This window comes from Brevundimonas sp., from assembly GCF_024711105.1.
In the GTDB taxonomy this organism is placed as follows: domain Bacteria; phylum Pseudomonadota; class Alphaproteobacteria; order Caulobacterales; family Caulobacteraceae; genus Brevundimonas.
Map to the genome: position 1 here is coordinate 1 of NZ_JANJTL010000017.1, position 13,759 is coordinate 13,759.

General features: G+C 68.9%; 18 protein-coding genes. 7 read left to right on the forward strand and 11 right to left on the reverse strand.

Features of this window, described 5'->3' with window-relative positions; all coding sequences use genetic code 11:
• Nucleotides 1-52 precede the first annotated feature (52 nt).
• Entirely contained in the window at nt 53-463 is a 411-nt protein-coding gene (gene rplS / locus Q0M60_RS01100) for a 50S ribosomal protein L19 (RefSeq protein WP_296814847.1), read from the reverse strand.
• A gap of 19 nt (nt 464-482) precedes the next feature.
• Nucleotides 483-1,193: a tRNA (guanosine(37)-N1)-methyltransferase TrmD gene (gene trmD / locus Q0M60_RS01105; RefSeq protein ID WP_296814850.1), complete on the reverse strand. Its 711-nt coding sequence runs from the start codon at nt 1,191-1,193 to the stop codon at nt 483-485.
• A 60-nt stretch (nt 1,194-1,253) separates the two neighbouring features.
• Here trmD and Q0M60_RS01110 point away from each other — a divergent pair, with 60 nt between their 5' ends.
• Nucleotides 1,254-1,637, forward strand: a complete 384-nt coding sequence (locus tag Q0M60_RS01110; RefSeq protein WP_296814852.1) for a VOC family protein — start codon at nt 1,254-1,256, stop codon at nt 1,635-1,637.
• 1 nt (nt 1,638) lies between these two features.
• The gene (locus tag Q0M60_RS01115) at nt 1,639-2,091 is read left to right on the forward strand and encodes an HIT domain-containing protein (protein WP_296814854.1); all 453 of its coding nucleotides are present in this window, start codon (nt 1,639-1,641) and stop codon (nt 2,089-2,091) included.
• Nucleotides 2,092-2,183: 92 nt separating this feature from the next.
• Here Q0M60_RS01115 and Q0M60_RS01120 read toward each other — a convergent pair whose 3' ends face one another.
• A complete protein-coding gene (locus Q0M60_RS01120) occupies nt 2,184-2,723 on the reverse strand; it encodes a hypothetical protein (protein ID WP_296814856.1) in 540 nt (179 codons plus the stop codon).
• 66 nt (nt 2,724-2,789) lie between these two features.
• Between Q0M60_RS01120 and sdhC the strand changes: the two genes are divergently transcribed.
• From sdhC to sdhA, 3 genes are read left to right on the forward strand one after another with little or no spacing between them, the layout of a single operon-like run.
• Nucleotides 2,790-3,206, forward strand: a complete 417-nt coding sequence (gene sdhC, locus Q0M60_RS01125) for a succinate dehydrogenase, cytochrome b556 subunit (protein ID WP_296814858.1) — start codon at nt 2,790-2,792, stop codon at nt 3,204-3,206.
• Entirely contained in the window at nt 3,203-3,556 is a 354-nt protein-coding gene (sdhD, locus tag Q0M60_RS01130; protein ID WP_296814861.1) for a succinate dehydrogenase, hydrophobic membrane anchor protein, read from the forward strand. Before sdhC ends, sdhD begins: the two co-directional genes overlap by 4 nt.
• Nucleotides 3,557-3,560: 4 nt before the next feature.
• Nucleotides 3,561-5,345 carry a succinate dehydrogenase flavoprotein subunit gene (sdhA, locus tag Q0M60_RS01135; protein ID WP_296814863.1) on the forward strand — a complete coding sequence of 595 codons (1,785 nt, stop codon included), beginning with the start codon at nt 3,561-3,563 and terminating at the stop codon, nt 5,343-5,345.
• Between the two features lie 49 nt (nt 5,346-5,394).
• Here the strand turns inward: sdhA and Q0M60_RS01140 are convergent, their stop codons facing one another.
• From Q0M60_RS01140 to Q0M60_RS01155, 4 genes are read right to left on the reverse strand one after another with little or no spacing between them, the layout of a single operon-like run.
• Nucleotides 5,395-6,318 carry a glycosyltransferase family 2 protein gene (locus tag Q0M60_RS01140; protein WP_296814865.1) on the reverse strand — a complete coding sequence of 308 codons (924 nt, stop codon included), beginning with the start codon at nt 6,316-6,318 and terminating at the stop codon, nt 5,395-5,397.
• A 4-nt stretch (nt 6,319-6,322) separates the two neighbouring features.
• The gene (gene thrS, locus Q0M60_RS01145; RefSeq protein ID WP_296814868.1) at nt 6,323-8,257 is read right to left on the reverse strand and encodes a threonine--tRNA ligase; all 1,935 of its coding nucleotides are present in this window, start codon (nt 8,255-8,257) and stop codon (nt 6,323-6,325) included.
• On the reverse strand, nt 8,254-8,490 hold the full coding sequence (gene yidD / locus Q0M60_RS01150; protein WP_296814871.1) for a membrane protein insertion efficiency factor YidD: 237 nt from the start codon (nt 8,488-8,490) through the stop codon (nt 8,254-8,256). The genes thrS and yidD overlap by 4 nt, the downstream gene beginning before the upstream one ends.
• 58 nt (nt 8,491-8,548) lie before the next feature.
• Nucleotides 8,549-9,001 carry an iron-sulfur cluster assembly scaffold protein gene (locus Q0M60_RS01155; RefSeq protein WP_296814873.1) on the reverse strand — a complete coding sequence of 151 codons (453 nt, stop codon included), beginning with the start codon at nt 8,999-9,001 and terminating at the stop codon, nt 8,549-8,551.
• Between the two features lie 102 nt (nt 9,002-9,103).
• On the opposite strand from Q0M60_RS01155, the gene Q0M60_RS01160 reads away from it, so the two are divergent.
• Entirely contained in the window at nt 9,104-9,694 is a 591-nt protein-coding gene (locus tag Q0M60_RS01160) for a type 1 glutamine amidotransferase domain-containing protein (RefSeq protein ID WP_296814875.1), read from the forward strand.
• Nucleotides 9,695-9,697: 3 nt separating this feature from the next.
• On the opposite strand, the gene Q0M60_RS01165 is transcribed toward Q0M60_RS01160, so the two are convergent.
• The 3 genes from Q0M60_RS01165 to rpmB form a co-directional block, all read right to left on the reverse strand.
• Nucleotides 9,698-10,555, reverse strand: a complete 858-nt coding sequence (locus Q0M60_RS01165) for an extensin family protein (protein ID WP_296814878.1) — start codon at nt 10,553-10,555, stop codon at nt 9,698-9,700.
• A 49-nt stretch (nt 10,556-10,604) separates the two neighbouring features.
• Nucleotides 10,605-11,708, reverse strand: a complete 1,104-nt coding sequence (locus Q0M60_RS01170) for a serine hydrolase domain-containing protein (RefSeq protein WP_296814880.1) — start codon at nt 11,706-11,708, stop codon at nt 10,605-10,607.
• 100 nt (nt 11,709-11,808) lie between these two features.
• A complete protein-coding gene (gene rpmB, locus Q0M60_RS01175; protein ID WP_296814883.1) occupies nt 11,809-12,102 on the reverse strand; it encodes a 50S ribosomal protein L28 in 294 nt (97 codons plus the stop codon).
• 210 nt (nt 12,103-12,312) lie between these two features.
• Between rpmB and Q0M60_RS01180 the strand changes: the two genes are divergently transcribed.
• The gene (locus Q0M60_RS01180; RefSeq protein WP_296814886.1) at nt 12,313-12,753 is read left to right on the forward strand and encodes a DUF3617 family protein; all 441 of its coding nucleotides are present in this window, start codon (nt 12,313-12,315) and stop codon (nt 12,751-12,753) included.
• A 63-nt stretch (nt 12,754-12,816) separates the two neighbouring features.
• On the opposite strand, the gene Q0M60_RS01185 is transcribed toward Q0M60_RS01180, so the two are convergent.
• The gene (locus Q0M60_RS01185; RefSeq protein ID WP_296814888.1) at nt 12,817-13,365 is read right to left on the reverse strand and encodes a CarD family transcriptional regulator; all 549 of its coding nucleotides are present in this window, start codon (nt 13,363-13,365) and stop codon (nt 12,817-12,819) included.
• Between the last annotated feature and the right edge of the window lie 394 nt (nt 13,366-13,759).

The following is a 13,759-nucleotide window of genomic DNA, read 5'->3' on the forward strand; positions in this document are numbered from 1 at the left end:
AAAAAGGCCCCGGATCGCTCCGGGGCCTTCGTGTTTCTGGCTTTCGCGGAAATCAGCCTTCGGTCGACTCGGCGGCCGGAGCTTCGGCCTCGGCCTCGACGCGCGAGGTCTGGCGCTCGGCGATCCGGGCTGACTTGCCGCGGCGGTCGCGCAGGTAATAGAGCTTGGCGCGGCGGACGGCGCCGCGGCGCTTGACCTCGATCGACTCGATCATCGGCGAATAGACCGGGAAGACCCGCTCGACGCCTTCGCCAAAGCTGATCTTGCGGACGGTGAAATTCTCCATCAGGCCGGCGCCGGCGCGGGCGATGCAGACGCCCTCGAAGGCCTGGACGCGTTCACGCTCGCCTTCCTTGATGCGCACGTTGACGCGCAGGGTGTCGCCCGGGCGGAAGATCGGGGTGGCGCGCTTGGCGGCCAGGCGGTCGGCTTCTTCCTTCTCGAGGGTCTGAAGGATGTTCATCGGTCTATCTCCACGGGCTTCATTCGCCCTTTAGCTGTAAGTTGGCGAGGTGGGCCGCCCAGAGGTCCGGACGCCGTTCCCGCGTAGCCTTCTCCCGTTGGTCCCGCCGCCATTGCGCGATCCGCTTGTGATCGCCCGACAGCAGGATCTCGGGGATGTCGAGGCCCTCGAACGTCCGCGGTCGCGTGTACTGCGGGTGCTCGAGGAGGCCATCCTCGAAACTCTCTTCCAGCGTGGACGCCGCATCGCCCAGGACACCCGGAACCAGCCGCACGCACGCCTCGATCACCACCATCGCCGCCGCCTCGCCACCGGCGAGAACCGCGTCTCCGACGGAGATTTCCTCGAACCCCCGGGCGTCGAGCACCCGCTGGTCCACCCCCTCGAACCGGCCGCAGAGGACGACGACGCCGTCACCCGAGGCCCATTCCTTGACGCGCGCCTGGGTCAGGGGCCTTCCCCGGGCGCTCATGCACAAAAGCGGCCGAGACGGCCCCTGCAGGCTGTCGAGAGCCCGGGCCACCACGTCCGCCTTCAGCACCTGTCCCGGACCTCCCCCCGCGGGGGTGTCGTCCAGGAAGCCGCGCTTATCTGTCGAAAAGCCGCGAATGTCCACCGTTTCCAGCGACCACAGTTCCTTTTCGCGCCAGGCCGTGCCGATCAGCGAGACGCCGAGCGGGCCGGGGAAGGCCTCGGGGAACATGGTGAGCACGGTGGCGCGGAAGGGCATGGGCGCTCTCTACCGCCCGCGCGGGGCCTGTGCCACTGTCGCCGCCAGGGAGGACATTACATGATCGGCTATGTCACGCTGGGCACCAACGACCTGGAGCGGGCGGCGAGGTTCTATGACGCCATCGCCGCGGAGCTGGGCACGAGCCGGATGATGGAGTGGCCAGGCGCCATCGCCTGGGGGACGCCGGGCGGCGGCGCGGGCATCGGCCTGACCAAGCCGTTCGACGGCAACGCCGCCACGGTCGGCAACGGCGTGATGGTCGCGCTCGAGGCGAAGGACAAGGATCAGGTCCATCGCCTGCACGAGATCGCCCTGGCCCATGGCGGGACGTGCGAGGGGCCTCCGGGCCCGCGCGGCGACAGCTTCTACGCCGCCTATTTCCGCGATCCGGACGGCAACAAGCTGAACGCGTTTCTGATGCTCGGCGGGGCGGTGGCCTGAGGTGACCTGGTCCGCCGATCCGGCGTTCGAGGCGGGCTCGATCAACGTCTGCGACCTCGGTCTGTGCCAGGTCCGGCTTCAGGACGATGCGCGCTTTCCTTGGCTGATCCTGATCCCACGCGTGGCGGGCGCGGTCGAGCTGGTCGACCTGGGGCGCAAGGATCAGGGCCGGTTGATGGGCGAGATCGCCCAGGCGTCAGAGGCGGTGCGGGCGCTCGGCGCGCACCTGGGACGGCCGGTCGAGAAACTCAACGTGGCGGCCATCGGAAATGTCACGGCGCAGCTGCATGTGCATGTGGTCGGGCGCCGGCGGGACGACGGCCTGTGGCCGGACCCGGTCTGGGGCCGGGGCGAGGCGCGGCGGTATGGGGACCGGCGGGAGGAGCTCGGGCAGACGGTTCGCGACATCCTCCTGCCGCTCACCCCGGCGAATGCCGGGGCCCAGATGAAGTGACGCCGCCTTAGGTAGAGTTGGGGCGGGGTCCTTCTCGGAGGGGCCTGAGCCATATAATCTGGGCCCCGGAATTCGCATGGGTGAGCGTTGTATCAGGGGCGGGCAAGCCGCACCGGCCGCCCGTTCAGATCTTCCCCCGCGCCTGACAGCGTCAACACCCGTCCGTCCGCGAACCAGAGCCTGGCCCGATCGCCCTCGCGGCTGGAGGCCGTGAACACGCCCGAGGCCACTGCGCCTTCCGGCGCGGTCAGGTCGCGCCAGGCGCCTTCGACACCGCCGCCGGGCGCGGGGTCGGACAGGATGAGTGCATAGAGCGGGCGGCCTGTGGCGTCGGAGACGATCCATTCGCCGTCGAAGGGGCCGGCATCGCCGTCAGCGAGCGCCCGCATGGCGTCGATGCGGCGCAGGAAAAGCCGGTCCAGCTCGTCTGTCGGGCCGGGCGGATCGAAGGCCTCGATCGGCGTGGGTTCGGGCAACTCCGGGACCGGCGGCAGCGGGTTCAGGCCGTCGGATTCCTCGGGCGGCATCTCATACGGACGGACCGCCGGGGCGCGGTAGAGGTCCGCAGGCGCGGGCGGCGGCTCCGCCTCCTGGAGGCCGTGGATCGTCAGGGCGAGCAGCAGGGGCGCCATGGGCCCATCCTAAGGCGTCCGCGCGCCGTTGACAGCTTGGCCCGGCGCGTCCCAAAAGCCAGCCCCATGGATACAGCGCCAGACACCTCGGGCCGGGGGAGCCGGCCCCTATCGCCTCACCTTCAGGTCTGGCGGTTCCACGTCACCATGCTCGCCTCGATCCTGCACCGGTTCGCCGGCGTCGGGCTGATCGTCGGGCTGATGCTGGGTGTGGCCTGGCTGGGCTGCCTGATGGCCGGGCCGGAGGCCTACGGGACCTTCACGGACCTGTCGGGATCGTGGCTCGGCCTGATCGTCTGGCTGGGGGTGACCTGGTCGTTCTTCTACCATCTGGCGGCGGGCGTCCGGCACGTCGTCTGGGACTTCGGCTACTGGCTGACGGTGGACAAGGCCAACGCCCTGGCTTGGATATCCATCATCTTCTCGGTCGTGGCGACCGTAGCTCTGTGGGGCTGGCTGATCGGCTCCGGGAGGATCGGATGACCTACGGGGTGAAGGTGTCTGAGAAGCGCGGCGCGCGCGTCTGGCTGGCCGAGCGGGCTTCGTCGATCGCGCTCGTGCCGCTGACGCTGTGGGCGGTGATCGCCGGCGCGGCCATGGTCGGCCAGCCGTACGAGGCGGTGCTGGCCTGGGCGTCGGAGCCGGTGACGGCGGTGCTGCTGGGCCTGACCCTGATCGTGTCGGTCTATCACACCTGGCTCGGGGTCCGGGTGATCATCGAGGACTATCTGCGCCACGCGTCCGAGAAGGCGATGCTGGCGCTGAACACCGTCGGCTGCCTGATCCTGGCGGCCGCGGGCCTGTATTTCATCATCTCGCTGGCCGGAGCCTGACGCCGTGGCGACCTATGAATTCGTCGATCACGCCTATGACGTCGTGGTGGTGGGCGCAGGCGGCTCGGGCCTGCGGGCTGCGCTCGGCTGCGCCCAGGCGGGGCTGAAGACGGCCTGCGTCACCAAGGTCTTCCCGACCCGCTCCCACACCGTGGCGGCCCAGGGCGGCATCTCCGCCTCGCTCGGCAACATGGGCGAGGACAGCTGGCAGTGGCACATGTACGACACCGTCAAGGGGTCGGACTGGCTGGGCGACCAGGACGCCATCGAATACCTGTGCCGCGAGGCGCCCAAGGCGGTCTATGAGCTGGAGCACTGGGGCGTGCCCTTCTCGCGCACCGAGGACGGCAAGATCTACCAGCGCGCCTTCGGCGGCATGACCAAGAACTTCGGCCAGGGCGGGCCGGTCCAGCGCACCTGCGCGGCGGCGGACCGCACCGGCCACGCCATCCTGCACACCCTGTACGGCCAGTCGGTGCGCAACGCGGTGGACTTCTTCATCGAGTACTTCGCGCTCGACCGGATCATGGAAGGCGGCGAGTGCCGGGGCGTCACGGCCTGGAAGCTGGATGACGGCACGCTGCACCGCTACCGCGCCAAGCTGGTGATCCTGGCGACCGGCGGTTACGGCCGGGCCTATTTCTCGGCCACCTCGGCCCACACCTGCACCGGCGACGGCAACGCCATGGTGCTGCGCGCCGGCCTGCCGCTGCAGGACATGGAGTTCGTGCAGTTCCACCCCACCGGCATCTACGGCGCGGGCTGCCTGATCACCGAAGGCGCGCGCGGCGAAGGCGGCTATCTGACCAACTCCGAGGGCGAGCGCTTCATGGAGCGCTATGCGCCGTCCGTGAAGGACCTGGCCCCGCGCGACATGGTCAGCCGCTCGATGACCATGGAGATCCGCGAAGGCCGCGGCGTGGGCCCGAACAAGGACCACATCTATCTGCACCTGGATCACCTGGACCCGAAGATCCTGGCCGAACGCCTGCCCGGCATCTCCGAGAGCGCCAAGATCTTCGCCGGCGTCGACCTGACGAAGGAGCCGATCCCGGTTCTGCCGACCGTGCACTACAACATGGGCGGCATCCCCACGAACTATCACGGCGAAGTCCTGACCAAGTCGGGCGACGACGTGAACGCCGTGGTGCCCGGCCTGATGGCCGTGGGCGAAGCGGCCTGTGTGTCGGTCCATGGCGCGAACCGCCTGGGCTCCAACTCCCTGATCGACCTGGTGGTGTTCGGCCGCGCGGCGGGCCTGCGCGCCGCCGAGATCGTCAAGCCGGGCGCCGTGCCGGAGGTGTCGGCAGCCTCGACCGAGGGTCACCTGTCGCGGCTGGACGGCCTGCGCCACGCCTCGGGCTCGACGCCGACGGCGCAGTTGCGCCTGTCGATGCAGAAGGCCATGCAGAACGACGCGGCGGTGTTCCGCACCGGCGAGACGCTGGAGCAGGGCGTGCGCGCCGTCGACGCCGTGCGTGCGGCCTCGGACGACATCCGCACCACCGACCGCGGCATGATCTGGAACACCGATCTGGTCGAGACGCTCGAGTACATGAACCTGATCGACCAGGCCGTGGTCACCATCCACGGGGCCCTGAACCGGACCGAGAGCCGCGGCGCGCATGCCCGCGAGGACTATCCGGAGCGGGACGACGTCAACTGGATGAAGCACACCCTGGCCTGGGCCGACGCCCGCGGCCAAGTGCGGATCGATTACCGCCCGGTGCACGACTACACCCTGACCAACGATATCGCCCCCTTCCCGCCCAAGGCGCGGACATATTAGGGCGTGAAGGGCGGCCCTGCCGGGTCGCCTTGGGCGGTCAGCGGCCGCCTCAGCCCTGACCGCGAACCTTGCGCATCAGGGGGCGGCTGACCGAGGCCATGACGATCAGCGGGCCCAGCACATAGGCGAGCAGCTTGCGCGGCAGGTTGTCGGCGCGCTTGACGAAGTAGCGGGCAAGGCCCCGCCCCTTGAAGAACTCGACGAAGAAGGGCTCGACCAGGCTGGTGTGACCCAGGTGGACGACCTCGGCCTGCGGGTGGAAGACCACCGAACCGCCGTCGCGACGGGCGCGCCAGCAGAGATCCACATCCTCGACGTGGAGGAAGTAGCCGCCGTCAAAGCCCTTCAGCTTGCGGAAGTCGGAGCGGCTGACCCCGAAACACGCGCCGGAGATGACCGGCACAGCCGTCGGGTGATCCGGCAGGGGCTGACCCTCAAGGTGGATCTCGAAGGTGTTCAGCTTGCCCACACGCTCAGCAAGCCGCGTGAAGCTGAGCAGAGTGGTCACCGGGGTGATCTCGTTGCGGCGCGCGCCACGCTGCTCGCTGCGGTCCTCGTTGAGGACACGTGCGCCGACCACGCAGGGGCTCGGCTGGCCCTTGGAAGCATCCTTCAGGCGGCGCACGCAGCCCGCCTCCAGGAAGGCGTCGGGGTTCAGGAAGACCAGAAACCTGCCGCGCGCCGCCGAGGCGCCCAGATTGGCGCCACGCGCGAAGCCGATGTTTCCGTGTCCGGACAACAGTCGGATGCGGTCGTCGGTCTGGCTGATGGCGAACAGGCGCGCCTGGTCCGGGTCGGTCGAACCGTTGTCGACGATGACGAAGTCGTCGACGTCGGGGTCGGCGAGAACGCGCGCGATCGCGGTGAACAGGGCCGGTCCGGTCATGTAGACGACCATGATCACGCTGATCGAGGCGGAGGCTTCCTCCACCTCGTAGGCGATCAGGTTCCTGAGCGGAACGACCTTGTTCAAACCCCTACACCCCTTCGACGCGCCTCAGGTCCGGCGGCGTCGCCTCCACACTCAACACCCGGCCGGCCTCGTCCAGCGAAAGCAACTCATTGGAGTCCGAGCCGAGACGCCGCAAGGCGAGATTCCCCTGCTCCGCTTCCCTGCGACCAACCACCGCGATCACGGGAACCTTCGCCAGAGAGTGCTCCCGCACCTTGTAGTTGATCTTCTCGTTTCGGAGATCGAGATCAACCCTTAAACCGACATTACGAAGCTTTTCCGTCGCTTCGATGGCGAATTCGTCCGCATCTGAGGTGATGGTCGCCACCACGACCTGGACCGGCGACAACCAGAGCGGGAAGGCCCCGCCGTAGTTCTCGATCATGATGCCGATGAAGCGCTCGAAGGAGCCGAGGATCGCCCGGTGAAGCATGACCGGCCGGTGCTTCTGGCCGTCCTCGCCCACGTACTCCGCGCCCAGACGCTCAGGCAGGACGTAGTCGTTCTGGATGGTGCCGCAGGTCCATTCGCGGCCGATGGCGTCCTTGACCACGAAGTCCAGCTTGGGCGCGTAGAAGGCGCCGTCGCCCTCGGCGATGACGGGCTCGACGCCGGCCTTGCGGGCGGCGTTCAGCAGCTGGGCCTCGGTCTTGTCCCAGAAGGCGTCGTCGCCGGCGCGCGGCGTCGGCCGGGTGCCGAGGTTGATCTGCTTGGCCTCAAGCCCGAAGTCCGAATGGACCTCGCGCACCAGGCGCACGAAGGCGGCGACCTCCTCCTCGACCTGGTCCTCGCGGCAGAAGATGTGGGCGTCGTCCTGGACGAAGCCGCGCACCCGCATCAGGCCGTGCAGCGCGCCGGACGGCTCGTAGCGGTGGCAGGCGCCGAACTCGGCCATGCGCAGCGGCAGCTCGCGGTAGGACCGCTGGCCCTGGTCGAAAATCTGCACGTGGCCGGGGCAGTTCATCGGCTTGAGGCTAAGCTCCTCGCCCTCGACCGTCTCGCAGACGAACATGTTGGGGCGATAGTTCTCCCAGTGGCCGGACTTCTCCCAGAAGGAGCGGTCGAGCACCTGGGGCGTCTTGACCTCGACATAGCCGGCCGCGTCGAGCACGCGACGCATGTAGGCCTCGATGGTGCGCCAGAGCGTCCAGCCGTTGGGGTGCCAGAAGACCATGCCCCGGCCCTCTTCCTGCATGTGGAAGAGCGCCATCTGGCGGCCGAGCTTCCGGTGGTCACGTCTCTCGGCCTCCTCGACCCGCTTGAGGTACGCCTCGAGGTCGGCGTCGGACGCCCAGGCCGTCCCGTACATGCGCTGGAGCTGGGCGTTGTTGTGATCGCCGCGCCAGTAGGCCCCGGCCAGCTTGGTCAGCTTGAAGGCCTTGCCGACATGCTTCGTCGACGGGAAGTGCGGCCCCCGGCACAGGTCCAGCCACTCGCCCTGGCGATAGAGGGTGATGGTCTCGTCCGCCGGCAGGTCGCGGATGATCTCGGCCTTGTAGTGCTCGCCGACCTTCTCGAAGTGGGCGACGGCCTCGTGGCGGTCCCAGACCTCGCGCACGATCGGCGCGTCCCGATCGACGATCTCGCGCATCTTGGCCTCAATCTTCGGGAAGTCGTCGATCGAGAAGGGCTCGTCGCGGGCGAAGTCGTAATAGAATCCGTCCTCGATCGAGGGGCCGATGGTGACCTGGGTGCCGGGGAACAGCTCCTGCACGGCTTCAGCCAGCACGTGGGCGGCGTCGTGGCGGATGGTCTCCAGCGCCTCGGGGTCGTCGCGCATGATCAGGCGGAAGCGGCCGCCCTTCTCGAGCTCGCGGTTGAGGTCGCGCAGTTCGCCGTCCAGCTCGGCCAGCGCCGCGCGCTTGGCGAGCGACGGCGCGATGGAGGCGGCCACGTCGCGCGCCGTGGACCCGGCCGGATACTCGCGCTTCGCGCCGTCGGGAAAGATCAGTTCGATCATCGGTTCGTTTCTTTCGGCGGGACCGGGTCATAACCTGACCCGCCCCAGGGATGACAGCGGCACAGTCTGCGGACGGTCATTCGGCCGCCCTTCAGAAGGCCATGATCGATCAGCGCCGCCTTGGCGTAGTCCGAACAGGTCGGAAGGAACCGGCATTGCCGCCCGATCAGGGGGGAGAGCGTCAGCTTGTAGGCGCGATGGCCCAGAGTGACGCCGCGTTCGTAGAGACCCATGCCGGCGCGACCGATTTGCGAGAATCCGCAGGCTTATCGCACCTGCGAAAAGCCGGGATCAAGCCGCGCCGGCGAGCCTAGTTCGGTCGAGCGCCTGACGGGCGGCGGCGGCGGCGGCTTCAAGGGGGATGAGCGTCGAGGCGTGACGCGCGGGATAGTCCCGCACGGTCTCCAGGATGGCCAGGCCGGCGAAGCGGCCAGTCGGGGCGGGGCCGCCTGACTTGAGCATGGCCTTCAGCTGATCGCGCGCCGTCTCCAACTCCTCGACGGAGGCGCCGATGACGGCCTCCCCGACGATGGCGGCGGTGGCCTGGCCGAGCGCACAGGCCTTCACATCCTGGGCGAAGTCGGCGACGCGGCCGTCCGCGTCCAGCGTCACGTCGACGACGGCGCGCGAGCCGCACAGCTTGGCGATCCGCTCGGCCGAGCCCTGGGGCGCGGAAAGGCGGCCGGCCCGCGGCATGTTGGCCGCCAGCTTGAGCACGCGCGCGCTGTAGAGCTCGTCGATCATCGCTCGAAGATAGGCGCAAGCCGCCCGGAACTGAACCCGGGCGAAACCGAAGGGGGCTCCGGTGGGTTGTCCGGGCGACACCCCAGAATTAAGGAGCGTCCCATGCCGCAATCGCTGTCCGGCAAGACCGTCGCCATCCTCGCCACCGACGGCTTCGAGCAGGTCGAGCTGACCGAGCCGATGAAGGCCCTGAAGGACGCCGGCGCCACCGTCGAGATCGTCTCGCTGAAGTCAGGCGAGATCCAGGGCTTCAACCACTTCGACAAGGGCGGCACCTTCCGCGTGGACCGTTCTCTCGATGAGACGGACCCGTCGCGCTACGAGGCCCTGATGCTGCCGGGCGGGGCCCACAATCCGGATCAGCTGCGCGTCGAGGACAAGGCGCTGGAGTTCGTCCGGGCCTTCTTCGACGCCGGAAAGCCGGTCGCCGCCATCTGCCATGCGCCGTGGGTGCTGATCGACGCCGGCGTGGCCGAGGGCCGCAAGCTGACCAGCTACAAGACCATCCGCACCGACCTGAAGAACGCCGGGGCCGAGGTGGTCGACGAGGAGGTCGTGGTCGATGACGGCCTGGTCACCAGCCGCGATCCGGACGACCTGCCCGCCTTCTGCGCCAAGATGGTCGAGGAGTTCGCCGAGGGCCGCCACGGCGGTGACTCGCCGGTGACCGAGGCGAGCCACCTTGTCCCTTAGGACCTAGCTGCACAGGCCGATGCGCGAGGCGTCCAGATGCAGGTGGTCGCGGTGGGCGGTGTTGTATTCCGGGCTGAGGACCGTGCCGAACACCTCGCAACCCTCGTCGCGGATTCGGCGCAGGAAGCGCGCCTCGGGCGTCGTCGGCATGGGCGCGCCTGAGGAAAAGAGGGGCGGCAATGTCGCGGACTCCTCTCGCGCGCGCTCCGCAGCGCGGGAATCGGCGCGGATCGGACCCCAGCCGTAGGCCACGGTGATGCGTCGTCCGTCCTCGAGTTCGATCGCCGAAACGTCCAGCGCGTTGCCGCGCGCATGCTCGCTGGGGCGCGAGGTGGGATCCGTCGAGCCATAGATGCGGCGGCAGGCGTAGCCGCTGGCCTCGACATGGGCGACGGGCGAGCCGAGAATTTCCTCGGCCGCGGGCCGCAAGGTCTGGCGTTCCCAGACCACGTAGCGGACCGCCAACGGGCAGCGCATCACCAGGCCCTCGGGGCGCACCGGCGTGACCAGCCCGCCGGTGATGCGCACGGCGCCCTGAACCACGCAAAACTCGCCGTCGTCGACATCGTCGGCCCGCTCGACCTCGACCCCGGCGTCGCGCAGCGTCTGCATGCAGCGTTCGGTCTCATCATCGATGCGGGACTGGGGCGCGCGGTCAGAGACGTCCAGCGAGGCGATCTTGGCGGCGGTGGCCGCGCCGACCGGCCGGTCCAGATCGAGCGGCGTCCAGGGCAGGTGCTCCGGCGGCGCCCAGCCATCCAGCACGGCCAGGGCGAAGGCGCCGACGATCACCGCCTGCCACAGCTGAACCCAGAGGTCCGCCAGGACGGAGGCCGCGCCGTCGGGTTCGTGCTCGCGCATCATGCCGGACTAACGTCCCAAGCGTCGACACGGTCGCCGACCTCCCTGCTCAGGCAGGGAACCGCCCGATGAGGGCCTGCGTCAAGGCGTTGAAGGCCGGTTGGGCCGGTTGGGCGGCGTTGGAGACGCAGATGGCGGCCGCCCGACGCGCCGGCGCCACGGCCGCGCGCGCCAGCCACATGGTGTTTGAGCCGTCGTGGACGAGGGCGGAGGCCCCGCCCGTCCAGGGCTGGGCTGGCAGGACGCCCCAACCCAGCGCATAGGCTCCGGTCTGATCCGCGACGGGCGTAGTCAGCCGCGCGACGCTTTCCGGGCTCAGCCATCCTCCGCCGTCGGTCAGGAAAACGCGGATGAACCTCGCATAGTCCGCCAAGCCGGCGTGAACCGTCCCCGCCGGACCCATGGCGGCGGGATTGTCCGAGCCGGCTACGGTAGGGTCCATGGGCTGCAGCCCCGCCACACCGGCGCGATGGCCCCAGGGCTGGTCGCCCGTCGGCGCCCCGAAGCCGGCCGAGGCCATGCCCAGCGGTTCGAAGACCTCGCGGCGCATCGCCTCCTCCCAGGGCAGGCCGGTGATCCGCTCGATCGCCGCGCCGGCGAGGATGTAGTTGGCGTTGCCGTAGGAGAAGGCGCCGGGCGCGCCGGTCGGCGGCGCCCCGAGCGCCGCCTCGACGAGCTGGCTGCGCAGCGCCCGGACGTCGCCGCCGGCCCAGGCCAGCAGCATCCAGCCGGGCATGACGGACTGGTCGAGGATGGCGCCGCGGTGCCGCATGAGATCTTCGATCGTCACCGTGGCGAAGGCGGGATCCACCCGGATGTCCGGGAAAAGGTCCGGCAAGGCTGCGCCCCAGCCGGTGCGCCCCTGCTCGACCAGCCGTGCGAACAGGGCCGCCGTCATGGCCTTGGTGTTGGAGCCTAAGTGCCATCTGTCGGCGAGGGTGACCGGGGCCTCTTCGCCTGAGCGGCGGACGCCTGAGACGCCGGACCAGGCCAGGCCGTCGGCGGTGACGACGGCGCCGCCCAGCGCCGGCAGCCCGTGCTCGGCTCTCAGGGCCTCGAGGCGGGGCTGAATATCCGTATCCTGCGCCCGGACAACGGAGGGACCAAGCGCGGCGGCCGTGGCGGAGGCGGCGATGAAGGACCTGCGGTTCATGCCGCGAAGGTGCGGCGAGGGAGCCGGGCCTGTCCACCTTGCGGACATGAAAAAGGCCGGCGTCGCCGCCGGCCTTTGGCCCCTAAGCCCCAAAGCGAGATCAGGCGGCGGCTTGCGCCTGCTTGGCCTTGATCTGGCGCTTCAGCTTCTGGGCTCGCGGCGAGAGGACCTCGTCGCTCGCCTTGACGATGTAGGTGTCCAGGCCGCCCTTGAAGTCCAGGGTGCGCAGCGCGGCGTTCGAGATACGCAGGCGCACGTCCTGGCCCAGCGCGTCCGAGCGCAGGGAAACGGCCTTCAGCGACGGCAGGAACCGGCGCTTGGTCTTGATGTTGGAGTGGCTCACGCTGTGGCCCACCATGGGACCGACGCCGGTCAGCTCGCAGCGGCGCGACATGTCCGAAATCCTTATTGGCGTGCGCTGGCGCGCAGAATGACAAAACGCGCGGGGGGAACCCGCGCGGGAGGCGGGCATATACGCGGGACGCCTGCGCGGCGTCAAGGGTGGAACGAAGTTCGCCTGTCAGGTTTGGCCCCGTTCAGGCCGTGTTCAAGTCACACTATATAGGCAGGGACGACCGGGGATATCTGGAACCTGAAGACGACCATGAAACGCCGCCTCCTCCTCGCCGCCGCGATCGCGACGCCCGCGCTGATGCTCAGCGCCGCCGCGCCCCAGGCGCAAAGCACGAACACCATCCTGCCGGGGTACTGGGAGTACACCAGCCGGATCCAGCTGGGCTTCTCGTCGACTGACACCGAGAATCGGTGCGTGCGGGCCCACGAGATCAACCGCTTCTTCAACGGCCCGTCCAACCGGCACTACACCTGCGACTACCCGACCCGGGTGGTCGGCGACGGCCGCATGCGGTTCGAGGGCACCTGCCGCGACCGGCGCGGGCGCACGGTCGACGTGACGGCGTCGGGCACCTACACCCCGACCTCGTTCGAGATGCAGGCCCGGCTGGAAGGCCGGTTCCTGGGCATTCCGGTCAGCCCGACCGGCACCATCCGGGCGCGGCGCCTCTCGGCGACCTGCCCGAGCTGAGCCCAAGAGAAAACGCCCGGTCCAAGGACCGGGCGTTTCGCTATTCGCAGACTGGGGGCCTGATCAGGCGGCTTCCGCCTCGGCCTCCTCGGCGGCCTGGATGACCGCCTTCTTGGCGCTCAGCGACTTGCCGAGCAGGGCGACGGCGGCGTCCTTGTCAATCTTGTTGGCGGCGGCGACCTCGCGGGCCATCCGGTCCAGCGCCGATTCATAGAGCTGGCGCTCCGAATAGGACTGTTCCGGCTGGTTGTCGGCGCGGTGCAGGTCGCGGACCACCTCGGCGATTGAGACCAGGTCGCCCGAGTTGATCTTGGCTTCGTATTCCTGGGCGCGGCGCGACCACATGGTGCGCTTGATGCGGGCGCGGCCCTTGAGGGTCGTCAGCGCCTTGGTCACCACGTCGTCGGCGGCCAGCGAGCGCAGGCCGGCCGTCTTGGCCTTCTTGGTGGGGACGCGCAGGGTCATCTTCTCGTGGTCGAAGGTGACCACATAGACTTCCAGCGACATGCCGGCGACTTCCTGGACCTCAACCGCCGCGACCTTGCCGACGCCGTGCGCCGGATAGACGACCGCGTCGCCAACCTTGAATTCCAGTCCGCTCTTGTTCGTCATGTCATTCCTTTCCCGGCGCAGGGAGGGTGGGACGCAAACACCGAAGACACCTGTGCGCTCTCCGACGACGGCTTCCCGTCAGCGGCGCGGCAATTTCAGGCTTCAACTGCGGAAACGGATCACCAAACCTCTGGCCGACCCCGCCTTCGTGGGCGGAGTTCTGTCGCAAACGCGGGCGGCGCGAGAAAATCGCTTACCGCCCGACCCAATGACAGTAACCTATCACAAAATTGCAGAAATTCAAAACGTCCACAGCGCCAGCGCGCGCGGGACTGGAAATCCCCACCGGATGCGGGCAGGGCGAGCCCCAGGTCGCGGCGGTCCTCGCTCAGGAACCCTTGCCGGGCTTTTCGGAGAAATATTTCTCGAACTTGCCGGTCTCGCGCTCGAACTT